Source organism: Microvirgula curvata (assembly GCF_054781615.1).
Genome location: NZ_BAAGUB010000022.1, coordinates 1 through 14,217 on the forward strand (window position 1 = coordinate 1; position 14,217 = coordinate 14,217).

At 65.7% G+C, this 14,217-nt stretch carries 12 protein-coding genes; 2 read left to right on the plus strand and 10 right to left on the minus strand.

Annotation, left to right across the window (positions count from 1 at the left end):
- From ACYVG8_RS10140 to leuB, 5 genes are all read right to left on the minus strand, one after another.
- Positions 1-3,063, minus strand: a 3,063-nt coding sequence (locus ACYVG8_RS10140) for a hypothetical protein (protein WP_460745693.1), incomplete at its 3' end; no start/stop codon positions are given.
- A gap of 225 nt (positions 3,064-3,288) precedes the next feature.
- Positions 3,289-4,989, minus strand: a complete 1,701-nt coding sequence (locus ACYVG8_RS10145; RefSeq protein ID WP_460745695.1) for a FimV/HubP family polar landmark protein — start codon at positions 4,987-4,989, stop codon at positions 3,289-3,291.
- Positions 4,990-5,091: 102 nt separating this feature from the next.
- The gene (locus tag ACYVG8_RS10150; RefSeq protein WP_028498891.1) at positions 5,092-6,000 is read right to left on the minus strand and encodes an Asd/ArgC dimerization domain-containing protein; all 909 of its coding nucleotides are present in this window, start codon (positions 5,998-6,000) and stop codon (positions 5,092-5,094) included.
- A 213-nt stretch (positions 6,001-6,213) separates the two neighbouring features.
- Positions 6,214-7,326, minus strand: a complete 1,113-nt coding sequence (gene asd, locus ACYVG8_RS10155; protein WP_107890350.1) for an aspartate-semialdehyde dehydrogenase — start codon at positions 7,324-7,326, stop codon at positions 6,214-6,216.
- An 88-nt stretch (positions 7,327-7,414) separates the two neighbouring features.
- Positions 7,415-8,476 (minus strand): 3-isopropylmalate dehydrogenase, encoded by a 1,062-nt coding sequence (gene leuB / locus ACYVG8_RS10160; RefSeq protein WP_028498893.1) that lies wholly within the window; start codon positions 8,474-8,476, stop codon positions 7,415-7,417.
- A gap of 269 nt (positions 8,477-8,745) precedes the next feature.
- Here leuB and ACYVG8_RS10165 point away from each other — a divergent pair, with 269 nt between their 5' ends.
- Positions 8,746-10,155, plus strand: coding sequence for a PhoH family protein (locus ACYVG8_RS10165; protein WP_028498894.1), 1,410 nt, complete (start codon positions 8,746-8,748; stop codon positions 10,153-10,155).
- A gap of 46 nt (positions 10,156-10,201) precedes the next feature.
- Here ACYVG8_RS10165 and ACYVG8_RS10170 read toward each other — a convergent pair whose 3' ends face one another.
- From ACYVG8_RS10170 to ACYVG8_RS10185, 4 genes are all read right to left on the minus strand, one after another.
- Positions 10,202-10,756, minus strand: a complete 555-nt coding sequence (locus ACYVG8_RS10170) for a DUF2628 domain-containing protein (protein ID WP_028498895.1) — start codon at positions 10,754-10,756, stop codon at positions 10,202-10,204.
- Positions 10,757-10,862: 106 nt separating this feature from the next.
- Positions 10,863-11,465, minus strand: coding sequence for an IMPACT family protein (locus ACYVG8_RS10175; protein ID WP_028498896.1), 603 nt, complete (start codon positions 11,463-11,465; stop codon positions 10,863-10,865).
- Positions 11,466-11,472: 7 nt separating this feature from the next.
- The gene (gene clsB / locus ACYVG8_RS10180; protein ID WP_028498897.1) at positions 11,473-12,639 is read right to left on the minus strand and encodes a cardiolipin synthase ClsB; all 1,167 of its coding nucleotides are present in this window, start codon (positions 12,637-12,639) and stop codon (positions 11,473-11,475) included.
- A complete protein-coding gene (locus tag ACYVG8_RS10185) occupies positions 12,636-13,406 on the minus strand; it encodes an endonuclease/exonuclease/phosphatase family protein (protein WP_036385633.1) in 771 nt (256 codons plus the stop codon). The genes clsB and ACYVG8_RS10185 overlap by 4 nt, the downstream gene beginning before the upstream one ends.
- Positions 13,407-13,671: 265 nt before the next feature.
- Between ACYVG8_RS10185 and ACYVG8_RS10190 the strand changes: the two genes are divergently transcribed.
- Complete coding sequence (locus tag ACYVG8_RS10190; RefSeq protein ID WP_460745698.1) at positions 13,672-13,890, plus strand: DUF6434 domain-containing protein; 219 nt, start codon at positions 13,672-13,674, stop codon at positions 13,888-13,890.
- A 22-nt stretch (positions 13,891-13,912) separates the two neighbouring features.
- Here the strand turns inward: ACYVG8_RS10190 and ACYVG8_RS10195 are convergent, their stop codons facing one another.
- Complete coding sequence (locus tag ACYVG8_RS10195) at positions 13,913-14,158, minus strand: hypothetical protein (protein ID WP_460745699.1); 246 nt, start codon at positions 14,156-14,158, stop codon at positions 13,913-13,915.
- Positions 14,159-14,217 lie beyond the last annotated feature (59 nt).

Genomic DNA, 14,217 nt, shown 5'->3' on the forward strand with positions numbered 1-14,217 from the left:
GCGCGCCTGCCTGGCCGTGGTCCCGGCCACGAAGCCGGTATCGACGGTCACGCCGCTGGCGTCCAGATGCCCGCCGCTCAGCGTGCCGGCCTGGCCGTCCGGCCGGGTGCCGACCACGTAACCGGCCAGCCGGGTGGCGCGGGACGACGCAGGTTCCTGCGGGTCGATCTGATCCGGGAAATGGAAAGCGTACTCGTAGCTGCTCCCCAGATCGACATTGGTCACATCATGGACGGATTGCTCGTGCGCTCCGCTGAACACAGCGCAGTCCTTGGCCGGGCACAGCAGATTGACCTTCCCGCGGTTGATCATCGCCATATTGCCATCCGCAATATGGAACGCGAATGACTCCCTGCCATGAACATTGATAACGCCTTCCTTGTCATTGATCAGGGTAGCCACCGCCAGCGCCCCCGGGCCGAGGACCATGCCCATCATGTTGCTGTCCATGCTGCCAGCTTCGCCCACGTTGATCACGCCGCGATTGATCAGGTTCCCGTCGCCATCACTGCGCATGGCCACCGCCCCGTTTCCGCGCACGGTGATGACGCCCCCCTTGTCGTTCAGGAAATCGTGGCCGGCGTGCGCGGCATACAGTGCATGCGGAGAGCGCTCGGTGGCGGTAAAGTCGATGACGCCACGGTTGATGAACCGATTGCGACCGGTCGAGGTGTGGGTCCGCGGGTTTTCGACCGGGTCCACCGTCCGCAGCACGCCATAGCCGTCACTCGCCGTCAGCGTGCCGGTGTTGAGCAGCAGGACTCCCGGGCTCCAGCCACTGGAGAGGATCGCCCGGTAGCCGTACAGGCGCGCATCAAGCGGACCACGGGCAGCCTCCGCAGCCACTATCTTGCCGTGGTTGGTGAAAGCCCCGTTATCCTTCAGGTAAAAGGCCGCATCACTGGACAGGCGCAGCAGTGGCCCGTCGGCCGGCAAGGTAACCGGCCCGAACTGATACTCGCGCACGGTCAGGTTCCGGTAGCTGCCATCATCGCTGGAAACCCTTGAGCGCTTTCGGGTATGTTCGCTCCGGTGGTCACTGCAACTCTTTTTGTCCCCGCACAGATAGTTCACTTTTCCCTGGTTGACCAGGCTGCCGTTGCTGTCATTGTCGATATGGAACGCATGGGACTTTCCGGCGTAGATATTGATCGTGCCGGTATTGAGCAGCTTGGCCTGATGGGTGGACTTCGGTCCCAGATGCATGGCCACCATGCCGGTATCGGTCGTGCCCGGCGTGCCCAGATTGAGAATGCCGCGATTCTCCAGCAGTGAGTCGCTGTCGCTGAACAGCCCGACGGCGTTGTTGCCGGTCAGGGTGAGGATGCCGCCGGCATCGTTCACCACGTCGTGACCGGCATGACTCACCTGCAATGCCGTCATGGTGCTGTTTACGGCATGGAATTCGATCCCGCCACGGTTGATGAAGCGGCTGCGCACCGTTTTCGCCCTGTCGGAGCGGAAAACCTGATAGCCACCGTCGACCTTCATCCGGCCTTCATTGCGGTGCTCGGCGCCCCCCTGTGCTGCATCCTCCCTGAGGATGGCGCCCCTGGAGGGAGAAGCCGAGCCACCGGCCGGTGACACGGCGTGGTCGGCGATGAGACGACCGTGGTTGACGAACTGCCCCCCGTCCTTGATCACGAACGACCCGGCGAGCGACATGTGGTGGCTGTGCCCGCCCGCCCGGATGGTGTAGGGCTGCCTCACTTCCTGGCTCTGGTGGAGGCGCAGTACCGGCCCGGTATCCGACAATCCCGGCTGGGACTGTTTCTTGCGGTATTCGGTATGCCAGTCGGAGAACACACCGCAGTCCTCGTGCGGGCACAGCAGGTTGACCTCGCCGATGTTGAGCAGCTGGCTGTTGCCGGACAGGATGCCGAAGGCGTGCGACTTGTTGGCGTGGATGTTGATCACGCCATTGTTGGTGATGACGGCCTCATGGCTGGCATTCGGCCCCAGCTTCATCGCGGTCATGTGGGTATCGGTCGTACCCACGCTGCCCAGATTGATGGTGCCGAGGTTTTCCAGCCTGCCGTCGCCGTCGCTGTACATGGCCACCGCGCCATAGCCGTGTACGGTCAGCGTGCTGCCGCTGTCGTTCAGCGCATCATGGCCATCATGCTGCAGCCGCAGCGCATGCCGTGTCCCCCTTTCAGCATGAAAGTCAATCCGTCCGCGGTTGCGGAAGCGATTGGCCACCAGCCGCTCTGCGGTCTGGCCCACCGCCCCGGCCGTCCGTGGGTCGGTGATCAGAATGCCGTAACCGCCCCGGGCTTCCAGCGTTCCGTCGTTCGCGTAGTCGAGCCCGCCGTGGCCGAGCCCGTCGACCAGGATGGCCATGTGCTTGCGCATACTGCCCGGCTCCTGCTCATGCGCATCGGCTGCCGTAATCTGTCCGGCATTGGCGATGGCCAGCGAGGGCTGCACGGCGATGAAGTCAGCACCGGTCAGGTGAACCGGCAGCGGTCTGGCGGCCACGCGCAGTACGCTGTCTTCCGCTGGTGGTACGGCATTTTTCCCGGGCGGGGAGGCGTCACTGCCTGACCCCGGTGAGTGGTTCACCGGCGGGCTGGCGGGCGAAGACGAATTGCCGGTTCCGGCCGATGACGAACCTCCACCTCCACTGCTGCCTCCACCGGCAAGTGTTGCAACCAGCAGAGCCAGCGCACCACCGCCCGCAGCCAGATAGGCCAGATTCAGCCCCCCGCCTCCGGCAGCAGGAGAAGAGTCTGCCATGCTGGCCAGCGGCATCAGCGGCCTGAATACGCGGTCATCCCGCCAGTCGTCCATGGTCGGCAGGCAGTAAACGGGCAAGCCGCCCGTCCCTGCCGGGCGGCAGTCCGGCATCTCCGCAACCGGGCGCGCGCCCCGGGCCGCTTCCGTTGCCGGTGGCCCTGATCCGGCCAGCGCGACATCACCGATGCCGCCGGCCACCGCCGCTGTGGCCAGCAGGCGGCGCAGGACCGGGAGCCTGGTCGCCGGTTCTTGCGGGCAGCGCTCGCTGCCCGGTGTGGCCGGATTATTTTTTTCCTGATGGGGTCGTGCGGGTGTATGGTTCATATTGAATCCCGAATGCAAATATCACGAATAAATTACTCGCTTCCATATTCGCCATTCGGCCAGCGCAGTTTCAATATGCCAATTCTGAATTTCCGCGTTAATCAATCCGATTTTTTATCAGGAATAAACCAGTCCGGCACCCGAAACATTCTTGTTTTTTACTGCTGCCGACGAAGAAACGCCGGGCGATAACCCGGCGTCGGTATTTCAGCACTGGACAGGATATTATATTGCCACGGAGGCTAGGAGCATTCTGGCTTCTTCCTGCTGCGTGGCGGAGCCTTCCTTCAGCACTTCTTCGAGAATTTCGCGCACGCCTTCATAATCGCCCATGTCCAGGTACACGCGGGCCAGGTCGAGTTTGGCCGTTACCGGGTCGTCATTGCCGGGTTCGACGCTGTCGAGATCCAGCGCCATGTCGTCCAGCGCCATGCCTGGCACGGCCACGGCCGGTTCGACGGCCGGTTTGGCCTGCAGTTCGTGTTCGAGCTGGAAGTCGAATTCGAGCAGTTTTTCTTCCTCGGGCTCCGGCTCCGGCTCGGGTTCCGGCTCGGCGGCGGGCACCGCCACGGCAGGTTCGGGTTCGGGTTCCGGCTGCGGCTCGGGTTCCGGCTCCGGCATGGCGGCGGGCACCGGCTTCTCTATCGACAGCAGGTCGAACATGTCATCGACCGCATCCGGTTCCAGCACTGGCGCAGGAACCGGTGCCTCGACGGGTGCCACCGGTTCGGCCTCCGCGATGACAGGCTCGGCCTCCACCACGGCCGGCGCGACCGGCGCTGCTTCGGCAACGGGCTCGGCCGCTGGTTCAGGTTCAGGTTCAGGTTCCGGCTCGGGTTCCGGCACCGGCACCGGCGGCTCGACAGCCGGGGTCGGCGTGGTTTCGGAGAACCACGCATCGATTTCCGAATCGTCGATCGCGCCCTGCGCCGGCGCGGGCTCGGGCGTCGGCTCGGCCGCGGCGACCGGGGCAGGTGCCGGGTCGCCCCACAGGCCGGCATCGGTTTCCGATCCGTCATCGGTCGCCGTGACCGGCGAAGGCAGCTTGGTTTCGGCGATCGGCTCCAGCACGGCGGTCAGATCCAGATCGTCCGGAGGCAGAGCGGTCGCCACCGGTGCCAGTTCTGCCATCGGCGTCTCAGCTTGACCCGCCTTGCGCCGGCGCCAGAACCAGAAACCGCCGGCGGCGGCACCAGCCAGGGCCAGCAGCGCGGCCAGGCCGCCACCGACCAGCGCCCACGGGAAGCCGCTGCCTTCGGCGGCGCTGTCCGCTTTCTTTGCTTCGGCTTTGGGCCTGGTCACGGGCGCAGCCGGTTTTTTCGCCGGCGTGGTGATGCCGGACTCGGCGTCTTCTATCTGTTTCAGCCGGGACAGGAAGGTCTTCATGTCCTCACGCGGCGCGGCCGGGGCGTCGGCCTTTTCCGGGGCGGCAATCACGGCCGGAATCGGTGTCGACGATGCCGCGGGCGCCAGTTCGACCTCGGTGCCGCGCACCGTGGCCCCGCCCTTGCCGACCGAGGTCGGCATCGGCGCGGCGAAGGCCTTGACCGAGCGGCCGCCATTCTGCTCCAGCTCAACGGCCAGCTCCAGGAACGGTTCGCGGAACGGCTGCGGATGGCTCAGCCGGATATAGGGTGTGCCATCGTCCCGGGTTTTGACTTCGACCTTGAGTTTGTCGTAGTACGGCGACCAGCCGAGCGCCATTTCACGCTGCACCCCCGGCCCGGGAATGCTCGCCTGCACGGCATCGCCGGCCCTGGCGTCGGTCACGTCGATTTCGGCCACGAAGGGGGCGCCCTGGGCCGACTGCAGATGCATGGCGCCGAGGCCGGCCCAGGCCGGCGTGGACAGCAGGCACAGCAACAGCAGCGTTGACTGCCGCAGCGAAATACGCCGCACAGGCAGGGAAGAAAGGTTGGCGGACATGGCTACCATGAAGTTGAGACGTCTCGGGCAAAATGGCAGGTGGCCGTTTCCGGCCACACGTCATTCCTTATCGACCGCAGCGCGGAAATCTGCAGTGCGCCATCAGAGCGCCTGCCCGATTGCATGCGCTGCCAGCAGGCGCAGGCCGTCGGTGGTCAGCCACAGGGCGACCCGGTTGTCCTGCACCCGCACCCGGCTGACCTGCAAGCGGGTCTGGCCAAGCACATCCATTGGCGACGGGGCCGCGCTGGCCGGGCCGTCGTCGTGCACGTCGATGCCGGCGGCCTTCAGGCCGGTGACCAGCATGCCGCGGTCGAAGGCGGTCGCGCCCTGCGCTTCCAGGCTGACGGCATGGCCGAAGAAGACCGGCACCAGGGCAGCGGTCAGCGACACGGCGGCGACCGGGTGCAGCGCATCGAGGTCGCGCAGCACGCGGGCTTCGAGCTCGGTGGCGCCATCGTCGGCCCACTCGCCGACCTGGGCCAGCAGGTTGAACGCGACCTGGCGCGGCAGGACTTCGGTGTCGTAACCGCGCTGGTTGAACAGGGCCGTGGTCTGTTGCGCCAGTTCGTCGACGCCGCGACGGCCGTACGACACCACCGGCAGCATGGCGGTCATGGTCAGGCGTTCGATGCCGGCCGGCAGCGCGTCCAGCAACTGGCCGATCATCAGTGCCAGCGGATGCGGGCAATGGCGAACGGTGTCGCCGTGCAGACGGCCACCGAGGTCGATGACCGTTTTGCCGGCATCGGCCACTGCCTGAGCCAGTGCATCGGCGCCGGCTGCGCCGGCATGGAACAGGATATCGATGGCGGCCGGGTCCTGCGTGGCGGTGTCGAGCACCGACAGCTCATGCCGGCCGAAACCGACGGTATCGTCGACCGATTCGGCGCTGGCCAGCGCCAGCACGCGCTTGCTGGCCGGGCGGGCGACGGCGAGCGCTTCGAGTACGGCGCGGCCAACCGCGCCAGTGGCGCCAGAGACGGCAAAGCAGGGATCAGCGGTAGTCATGGAGGCATCCTGTCGTGAAGAAGTGCACGCAGGGCGGCCGGAACGGACCAGGCCGGATGGCCGGTCGGCATCCGCGCACGCCCGTGCGTCGAAAATCGGAGGGCGCGAGAATCCCCCGTTTGCGGCAGGGCGTCAAGCGCGCGGGCCAAACGGGAACGCCCGCGCCCCGCTTCTGCGGTGGCGCGGGCGGAGGGCGCAGGCCCTGTTGCCGTATTACTTTTCGAGCAGGATGCGCAGCATGCGGCGCAGCGGTTCGGCGGCGCCCCACAGCAGCTGGTCGCCGCAGGTGAAGGCGCTGATATAGTCCTTGCCCATTGCCAGCTTGCGGATGCGACCGACCGGCACCGACAGCGTGCCGGTCGCGGCGGCCGGCGTCAGGTCGCGCATGCTGGCGTCGCGTTCGTTCGGCACCACCCGGGCCCACGGGTTGGCGCTGGCGAGCAGACCCTCGATCTCGTCGACCGGCAGGTCCTTCTTCAGTTTGATGGTCAGCGCCTGGCTGTGGCAGCGCATGGCACCGATGCGCACGCACAGACCATCGATCGGCAGCGGGTTGCTGCTGCGACCGAGGATCTTGTTGGTCTCGGCACCACCCTTCCACTCTTCTTTCGACTGGCCGTTACCGAGGTCCTTGTCGATCCACGGGATCAGGCTGCCGGCCAGCGGCACGCCAAAGTAGCCGGTCGGGTTTGCATCCGAACGGATGAACTCGGCGACCTTGCGGTCGATGTCGAGAATGGCGCTGGCCGGCGTGGCCAGTTCGTCGGCCACGGCCGCGTGGATCGCGCCCATGCCCTTCAGCAGTTCGCGCATGTTGTTGGCACCGGCACCCGAGGCAGCCTGGTAGGTCATCGACGTGGCCCATTCGACCAGGTCGTTCTGGAACAGGCCGCCCAGTGCCATCAGCATCAGGCTGACGGTACAGTTGCCGCCGACATAGGTCTTGCCGCCATTGACCAGCGCGTCCTTGATCACGTTCATGTTGACCGGATCGAGGATGATGACGGCTTCGTCGTCCATCCGCAGCGTGCTGGCGGCATCGATCCAGTAGCCGGTCCAGCCGGCTGCGCGCAGCTTCGGGTAGACCGCGCTGGTGTAGTCGCCGCCCTGGCAGGTGATGATGGTGTCGCACGCCTTCAGCGCGTCGATGTCGGCGGCGTCTTTCAGGGCCGGCGCCGCTTTGCCGCCGAACGACGGCGACTGGCCGCCCGGGTTCGAGGTGGTGAAGTACCACGGCTCGATATGGGCGAAATCGCCCTCTTCGACCATCCGTTGCATCAGCACGGAGCCGACCATGCCCCGCCAGCCAACCAGACCTACTCGCATCATGTTCTCATTCCTTCGATTGCTTCGTTATGCAGATTCTTCGGGCATTCCGGCGCCCGTTCACCGCCGCGCCAGGCGGCGGCGGATCTCACAGCGCGGCGATGACGGCGTCGCCCATTTGCCGGGTGCCGACCTTTTCGGTCCCCGGCTGGTAAATGTCGGCGGTGCGCAGGCCGCTGGCCAGCACCTTCTTGACGGCATTTTCGATCCGGTCCGCCTCGGCGCTGCGATCGAACGAGTAGCGCAGCATCATGGCCACCGACAGGATGGTCGCCAGCGGATTGGCGACGCCCTTGCCGGCGATGTCCGGCGCCGAGCCGTGGATCGGTTCGAACAGGCCCTTGCCATTGGCGTCCAGCGAGGCGGACGGCAGCATGCCGATCGAGCCGGTCAGCATCGAGGCGGCATCGGACAGGATGTCGCCGAACATGTTGCCGGTCACCATCACGTCGAACTGCTTCGGGTTGCGGACCAGCTGCATGGCGGCGTTGTCGACCAGCATGTGGCTGAGTTCGACTTCCGGATATTCGGCAGACACTTCAATGACCACATCGCGCCACAGCTGGGTCGCTTCGAGCACGTTCATCTTGTCGACCGAGCACAGGCGCTTGCCACGCTTCATCGCGATGCGGAACGCAGAGTGGGCGATGCGGCGGATTTCGCTTTCGCTGTAGATCATGGTGTTGAAACCGACCCGCTCGCCATTGCGGACTTCGATGCCGCGCGGCTCGCCGAAGTAGATGTCGCCGACCAGTTCGCGCACGATCATGATGTCGAGGCCGGACACGATTTCCGGCTTCAGGCTCGAGGCAGCGGCCAGTTCCGGATACAGAATGGCCGGGCGCAGGTTCGAGAACACGTTCAGCGCCTTGCGGATCCGCAGCAGCCCGCGTTCCGGGCGCTGTTCGCGCGGCAGCACGTCGTATTTCGGGCCGCCGACGGCGCCGAGCAGCACGGCATCGGCCTGCCGGGTGATCTCCAGCGTGGCGTCAGGCAGCGGGTCGCCGCAGGCATCGACGGCCGCGCCGCCGATCAGCGCGGTTTCGGTTTCGACGGGCAGGCCGTCGCGTTTCAGCGCCTCGAGTACACGAACGGCTTCGCCAACGATTTCTGGGCCGATTCCATCGCCCGGCAATACGGCAATCTTCAAGATTCCACCTCTACAGAGTTTCGCAAGTTCACATTTATCCGAAAGATAATACCGCGTGACCGTCGCGATGTTGCAACGCGATGACGATTTTTTTATACCGGGTATCGACGCCGGAATTCACGGCGTAATCTGAATGGGAACGCGGGCTGTCATGACCCTGTCACGGCACTGCGTTCTGCTCGTCCGGTCGCGTCCGGCCACCCCGGCAGGCCGGATGCGACCGCCGGTTCCAAAGGTGCCCATTGCCACCTGTCATCGAGGACGCTGCCATGCCAAGAAAAAAATCCGCCCCATCCTCCGCTGCCAAGCTGTTCGTTCTCGACACCAATGTGCTGATGCACGACCCGACCTCGCTGTTCCGTTTCGACGAGCATGACCTGTTCATCCCCATCATTACGCTGGAGGAACTTGACGGCCACAAGAAGGGCATGAGCGAAGTGGCCCGCAACGCCCGTCAGGCCAGCCGTTTTCTCGACGAACTGGTCGGCGGTTTCACCGGTGATATCGACGACGGCATCCCGCTGAGCGAGAAGAGCCAGGGAGCGGCAACCGGGAAGCTGGTGCTGCAGACCCAGGCCATCGACGGGGCGCTGCCGGCCAGTCTGCCGGTCGGCAAGGCCGACAACCAGATTCTCAGTATTGTCATGGCGCTGCACACCGCGCAGCCCGGTCGCGAAGTGGTTCTGGTGTCGAAAGACATCAATATGCGCATCAAGGCGCGCGCTCTGGGTCTGGCGGCCGAGGACTACTTCAACGACAAGGTGCTGGAAGACACCGACCTGCTGTACACCGGCACCCGCGAGATCGACACCGCCTTCTGGGACCGCAACGGCAGCCGGCTGGAAAGCTGGCAGGACGGCAATCGCACCCGTTACCGGGTCAGCGGGCCGGATGTGCCTGACCTGTACCTGAACGAGATGCTGTGGCACGAAGGCGAACAGCCGTTCACCGCCCGGGTGACCGACATCGCCGGCAAGACCGCCGAACTGGTCACGCTGCGCGACTTCAGCCACCAGAAGAACAATGTCTGGGGCATTGTCGCCCGCAACCGCGAGCAGAACTTCGCGCTGAATCTGCTGATGGATCCGGACATCGACTTCGTCACCCTGCTCGGCCAGGCCGGCACCGGCAAGACGCTGCTGACGCTGGCGGCCGGGCTGACACTGACGCTGGAACAGAAGCGCTACTCGGAGATCATCATGACCCGGGTCACGGTGCCGGTCGGCGAGGACATCGGTTTCCTGCCCGGCACCGAGGAAGAAAAGATGGCGCCGTGGATGGGGGCACTGGAGGACAACCTCGACGTGCTGAACAAGTCCGATGACGACGGCGGCGACTGGGGCCGCGCCGCCACCCGCGACCTGATCCGCAGCCGCATCAAGGTCAAGAGCCTGAATTTCATGCGCGGCCGCACCTTCCTGAACAAGCTGCTGATCATCGACGAGGCGCAGAACCTGACGCCGAAGCAGATGAAGACGCTGATCACCCGTGCCGGCCCCGGCACCAAGGTGGTGTGTCTGGGCAATATCAGCCAGATCGACACGCCGTATCTGACCGAGGGCAGTTCCGGCCTGACCTATGTGGTCGACCGCTTCAAGGGCTGGGCGCACAGCGGCCACGTGACGCTGGCGCGCGGCGAGCGCTCGCGGCTGGCCGACCACGCCGGAGAGGTACTGTAAGCCGGGACGGCCGCCACGCCTTCCCGGACGCGGCGGCCGGCCTCGCTCAGGCTGAGAGCGGATAAAGCATCAGCGGGATGACATGCAGGGAAAGCGCAAAAAAGAAAAACAGCAGGCCGAAAACCGCCCAGAGATTGGTACTGCCCTGGCGTGCCAGTTCTGCCCAGGCCTGCTCCGGTTCGTATCTGGCCTGGATATCTGCGATCCGGCGCTTCACATGCCACTGATAGAGGCGCATGCCCAAGGCCCCGAGCAGGATGGCGAAGAACAGACGGACTCCACTCTGGGCCAGCACCATCCCCCTGAAGTCATCGGCAAGCATGATCCTGAACCCTGCATCCAGCATGAGCACGATGCTCATGACGCACCAGGCTTGCTGATACATTTTTCGATAGCCAAGCCACAGAAAGCTGAAAAGAAACGCGGGCCAGCTCCACCCCAGTTTCAGTGGCCGGTGTTCAGCCCGATCCCATGACTGGCGGATGAAATCGTAATACAGATCGACAAATAACCGCTCTGCCTCACGGCCGGCCGGTACCTCGGCAGAGGATTCTGCTGCGTCAGCGACAATTGCCGTGCCGCAATGGGAGCAAGACGCCATCAAACTGATCCTGTCGCGACGGTGACCAGGCAGCCGACCGTCTGAGTCATTGAGAACCGGCCAGCTTACCATTCAGGATATTTGCAGCCAAACCGAAAACCGCACGTCATTGATCGGCAACAGGGGTTTCATGCCGGATGACGATCCGTCCCTGCGTCGCATCGGTCAGCGCACGGCAGAACGCCGCTTCGGCCGTCGCCGGCACGCTGACCGCCAGCCGCAACTGCGTGCCGGGTTCGGCCTGCAGCAGGGCTGCGCCGTACTGCTGGCACACATGGCGCACGCGCGATTCCAGCGCAAACGCCAGTTCCAGCCACAGGGCGGACATCGCCACCGGCGCCACCAGCCCGGCCGTGGCCAGGGCATCGCTGACCGCCTTGCCATAGGCACGCACCAGCCCGCCGGCGCCGAGCTTCACGCCGCCGAAGTCGCGCGCGACGATGGCGACGGCATTGCCGATATCCTTGTGCATCAGCACGTTCAGGATCGGCTTGCCGGCGGTGCCGGACGGCTCGCCATCATCGCTCATGCCGGCCTCGCCACCAGCCAGCAGCGCCCAGCAGCAGTGGCTGGCGGCCGGAAAACGCGCGCGCATTGCCGCCACCTCGGCCAGGGCTGCCGCCCGGTCGGCGACCGGCGCCACACGGGCGTGAAAGCGCGATTTCCGGACCTCGAGCACGGCCTCGACCGCAGCGGACAGCATCAGCATCGGGCGCTCATTCCTTGCCGTAGTACTCGCCCAGACCGGCGATATTGATGGCGAAGCGCGAGAAACCGTAGCACAGCGTGGCCCAGCCGCGATGCCACCAGCGCGCCTTGCGCAGCATGTCGTGCCCGATCGGCAGGCTGTCGCGGCGGATGCGGCGCACGATGCTGGCCTGCAGCTCACGGGCGAACGCGTAGTTCCGCACCACCAGATTGGCCTCGCGCGCCAGACCGAGACTGAACGGGTCGATATTGCTCGACCCGACCGTCGACCACAGCGTATCGATCACCGCGACCTTGGCGTGCATGTAGCCGGCGCGGTACTCGTGGATCTGCACCCCGGCATCGAGAAACTGCTGGTACAGCCGGCGGGTCGCCCACTGCATGACCGGGTGGTCGGGCCGTCCCTGCAGCAGCAGTTCCACCCGCACCCCGCGCCGGGCAGCGGCCAGGATGGCGCGTCGCAGGCGCAGACCGGGCAGGAAATAGGCATTGGCGATCAGGATGTCCTGACGCGCGGCGCGGATTTCGCGCAGGTATTCGTTCTCGATCGACAGCCGGTGCTTGACGTTGTCGCGGACTACCAGCCGCGCATCCATCACGCCGACCCGCGCAGTCGCCGGCCGGCTCAGTTCGATCACCGGCCACACCTCGCCGCGCAGCAGCGCCAGATGCCGCCACAGCCCGCGCGTGGTCGCGCACAGCGGCGCCAGTACCGGTCCCTCGACCCGCACTGCATAGTCATAGCGGGCGGCATAGCCCGGTTCGGCATTGTCGCGATCGTCGTGCAGATTGATACCGCCGACAAAGCCGATCCGGCCGTCGATCACCGCCAGCTTGCGGTGCAGGCGGCGCAGGCGGTTGCGGCGCGGCAGCCAGGTAAAGCGGAATTTGCGGTAGAAGTGGAAATGGGCGCCGGCCTCGGTCAGCAGCGCCACCCAGTCGGCGGGAAAGGTACGCGAACCGAAGCCGTCGACCAGGATGCGCACTTCGACCCCGCGCCGCGCCGCCGCGACCAGCGCTTCGGCCAGCGGCCGCGTGGTGGTGTCGATGCGGAAGATATAGGTTTCCAGCTGGATATCGTGGCGGGCGCCATCTATCGCCGCCTTCAGTGCCGGAAAGAACTCATCGCCATTGCGCAGCAGGTCGACCCGGTTTCCGGGCAGGAACCGGCTCATTGCACCCGCTCCGCCGGCAGCAGTTCGGCTGACAGCGGCAGATGATCGGACAGACGCGACCACGGCGGGCCGGACAGCACCTCGGCACGGCTTACGCTGAGCCCGCGCACGTAGATGCGGTCGAGCCGCAGCAGCGGCAGGCGGGCCGGAAAGCTGCGGCCGTGGCGGCCATGGATTTCCTGGTGGACCTCGACCAGACCGAGCGCATCGGCGAACTCGCGATTGGCGCGCGCGCGCCAGTCATTGAAATCACCGGCCAGGATCAGCCCGTTGCCGGCCGGCACGGCATGGGCAATGTACTCGGCCAGCGCCGCCATCTGCTTGCGCCGGTCGCGGCCCAGCAGGTTCAGGTGCACGCACAGTGCGGTGACGTCGATCGGCCAGCCGGGCAGGCTCAGGTCACAGTGCAGCAGGCCCCGGCTTTCCAGCCGGTTGACCGAGATGTCGCGGTTGCACCACTGCCGGATCGGAAAGCGGCTGAGGATGGCATTGCCGTGATGGCCGTTGTCGTAGCCGGCATTGAGCCCGTATACCGCCTTCTGCGACAGCTTGCGTGCCAGGTAGTCGTGCTGCGGGATCGACGGAAAGGTTTCCAGCCGCTGGGCGCGCAGCAGATTGCGTCCCTGCACTTCCTGCAGGAACAGCACGTCGGCGCCGAGCAGTTCCAGCTGCTGGGCGATCCCGGGCAGACTGACATGCCGGTTCAGCGGGCTCATGCCCTTGTGAATATTGAACGAAGCGATGCGCAGAGCGTTGACCGTTTGCATCAGGCACTAATCCGGTGACCTGCGGCGGAGATGCCGCGCCGGCACCACGCCGGCACCGATGGTATCGGCGGCGGACAGCGCAGTCCCGGGTGAATTTTCGCCCTGCGCGAACACAGCGGTATTCGCGCCTGGCAGGGTCTACATGGTAGCACCGCGCCTGCGGCGCAAGCCCCGTTGCATGGAAATTGTCCGCCAGCGCCACTTGCTGGTCAGCCGCGAAAACGGTCAGTATGGATCAGGTGGCCTTTCGCCACGGGAGGAACGCATGAGTGATGCTTTCGACTGGCATGGTGGCCGGACCACCCGCCACACCCTGGTCGACGCGGCTTACCGCAATACCCGGAATGTGCGCCGCTTCATGCTGGCCCAATGCGGGGCCAGCTTCCGCTTCGACCGTGACTTCATGGCCTGGATCCGGAACGGCGAGCGCAAGACCATGGGTGAGGTGGCAGAGGAATGGCTGGGACGGCACCCGCCCCCGTGATCCTGTTCAGCACCTCCGCCCGTCAGGCACGTCGCCCGCGCCCGATGCGGCGCCAGAATGCCACCGGGCCAGCGAGAAAACCCCGCACCTGCCGGCAGCCGGCGGCAGGCGGGTCTCCTGCGGTCGCGACGCCCGCCACGGCAGCCTGCCCGCGGGCAGGGGGTGCCCCCTGCCCTGCCCAGGCCACATTGACCCAGACCAGCACCCCGAGCAGCATCACTGCGGCAAGCAGCGACCCATGACGGCGCCACCAGTATCGCCCCGGCATCAGTGCCTGCCTTTCCCGGCAATATGCGGTTTCGCAAGCGAACATGCCGCCAGCCGCCT

Excerpts from the sequence above, each read along its gene's own strand:
- ACYVG8_RS10145 (WP_460745695.1), bottom strand. The coding sequence starts at position 4,989 with ATGTCCGCCAACCTTTCTTCCCTGCCTGTGCGGCGTATTTCGCTGCGG.
- ACYVG8_RS10165 (WP_028498894.1), top strand. The coding sequence starts at position 8,746 with ATGCCAAGAAAAAAATCCGCCCCATCCTCCGCTGCCAAGCTGTTCGTT.
- ACYVG8_RS10185 (WP_036385633.1), bottom strand. The coding sequence starts at position 13,406 with ATGCAAACGGTCAACGCTCTGCGCATCGCTTCGTTCAATATTCACAAG.
- ACYVG8_RS10150 (WP_028498891.1), bottom strand. The coding sequence starts at position 6,000 with ATGACTACCGCTGATCCCTGCTTTGCCGTCTCTGGCGCCACTGGCGCG.
- clsB (WP_028498897.1), bottom strand. The coding sequence starts at position 12,639 with ATGAGCCGGTTCCTGCCCGGAAACCGGGTCGACCTGCTGCGCAATGGC.
- asd (WP_107890350.1), bottom strand. The coding sequence starts at position 7,326 with ATGCGAGTAGGTCTGGTTGGCTGGCGGGGCATGGTCGGCTCCGTGCTG.
- ACYVG8_RS10170 (WP_028498895.1), bottom strand. The coding sequence starts at position 10,756 with ATGGCGTCTTGCTCCCATTGCGGCACGGCAATTGTCGCTGACGCAGCA.
- ACYVG8_RS10190 (WP_460745698.1), top strand. The coding sequence starts at position 13,672 with ATGAGTGATGCTTTCGACTGGCATGGTGGCCGGACCACCCGCCACACC.
- ACYVG8_RS10195 (WP_460745699.1), bottom strand. The coding sequence starts at position 14,158 with ATGCCGGGGCGATACTGGTGGCGCCGTCATGGGTCGCTGCTTGCCGCA.
- ACYVG8_RS10175 (WP_028498896.1), bottom strand. The coding sequence starts at position 11,465 with ATGCTGATGCTGTCCGCTGCGGTCGAGGCCGTGCTCGAGGTCCGGAAA.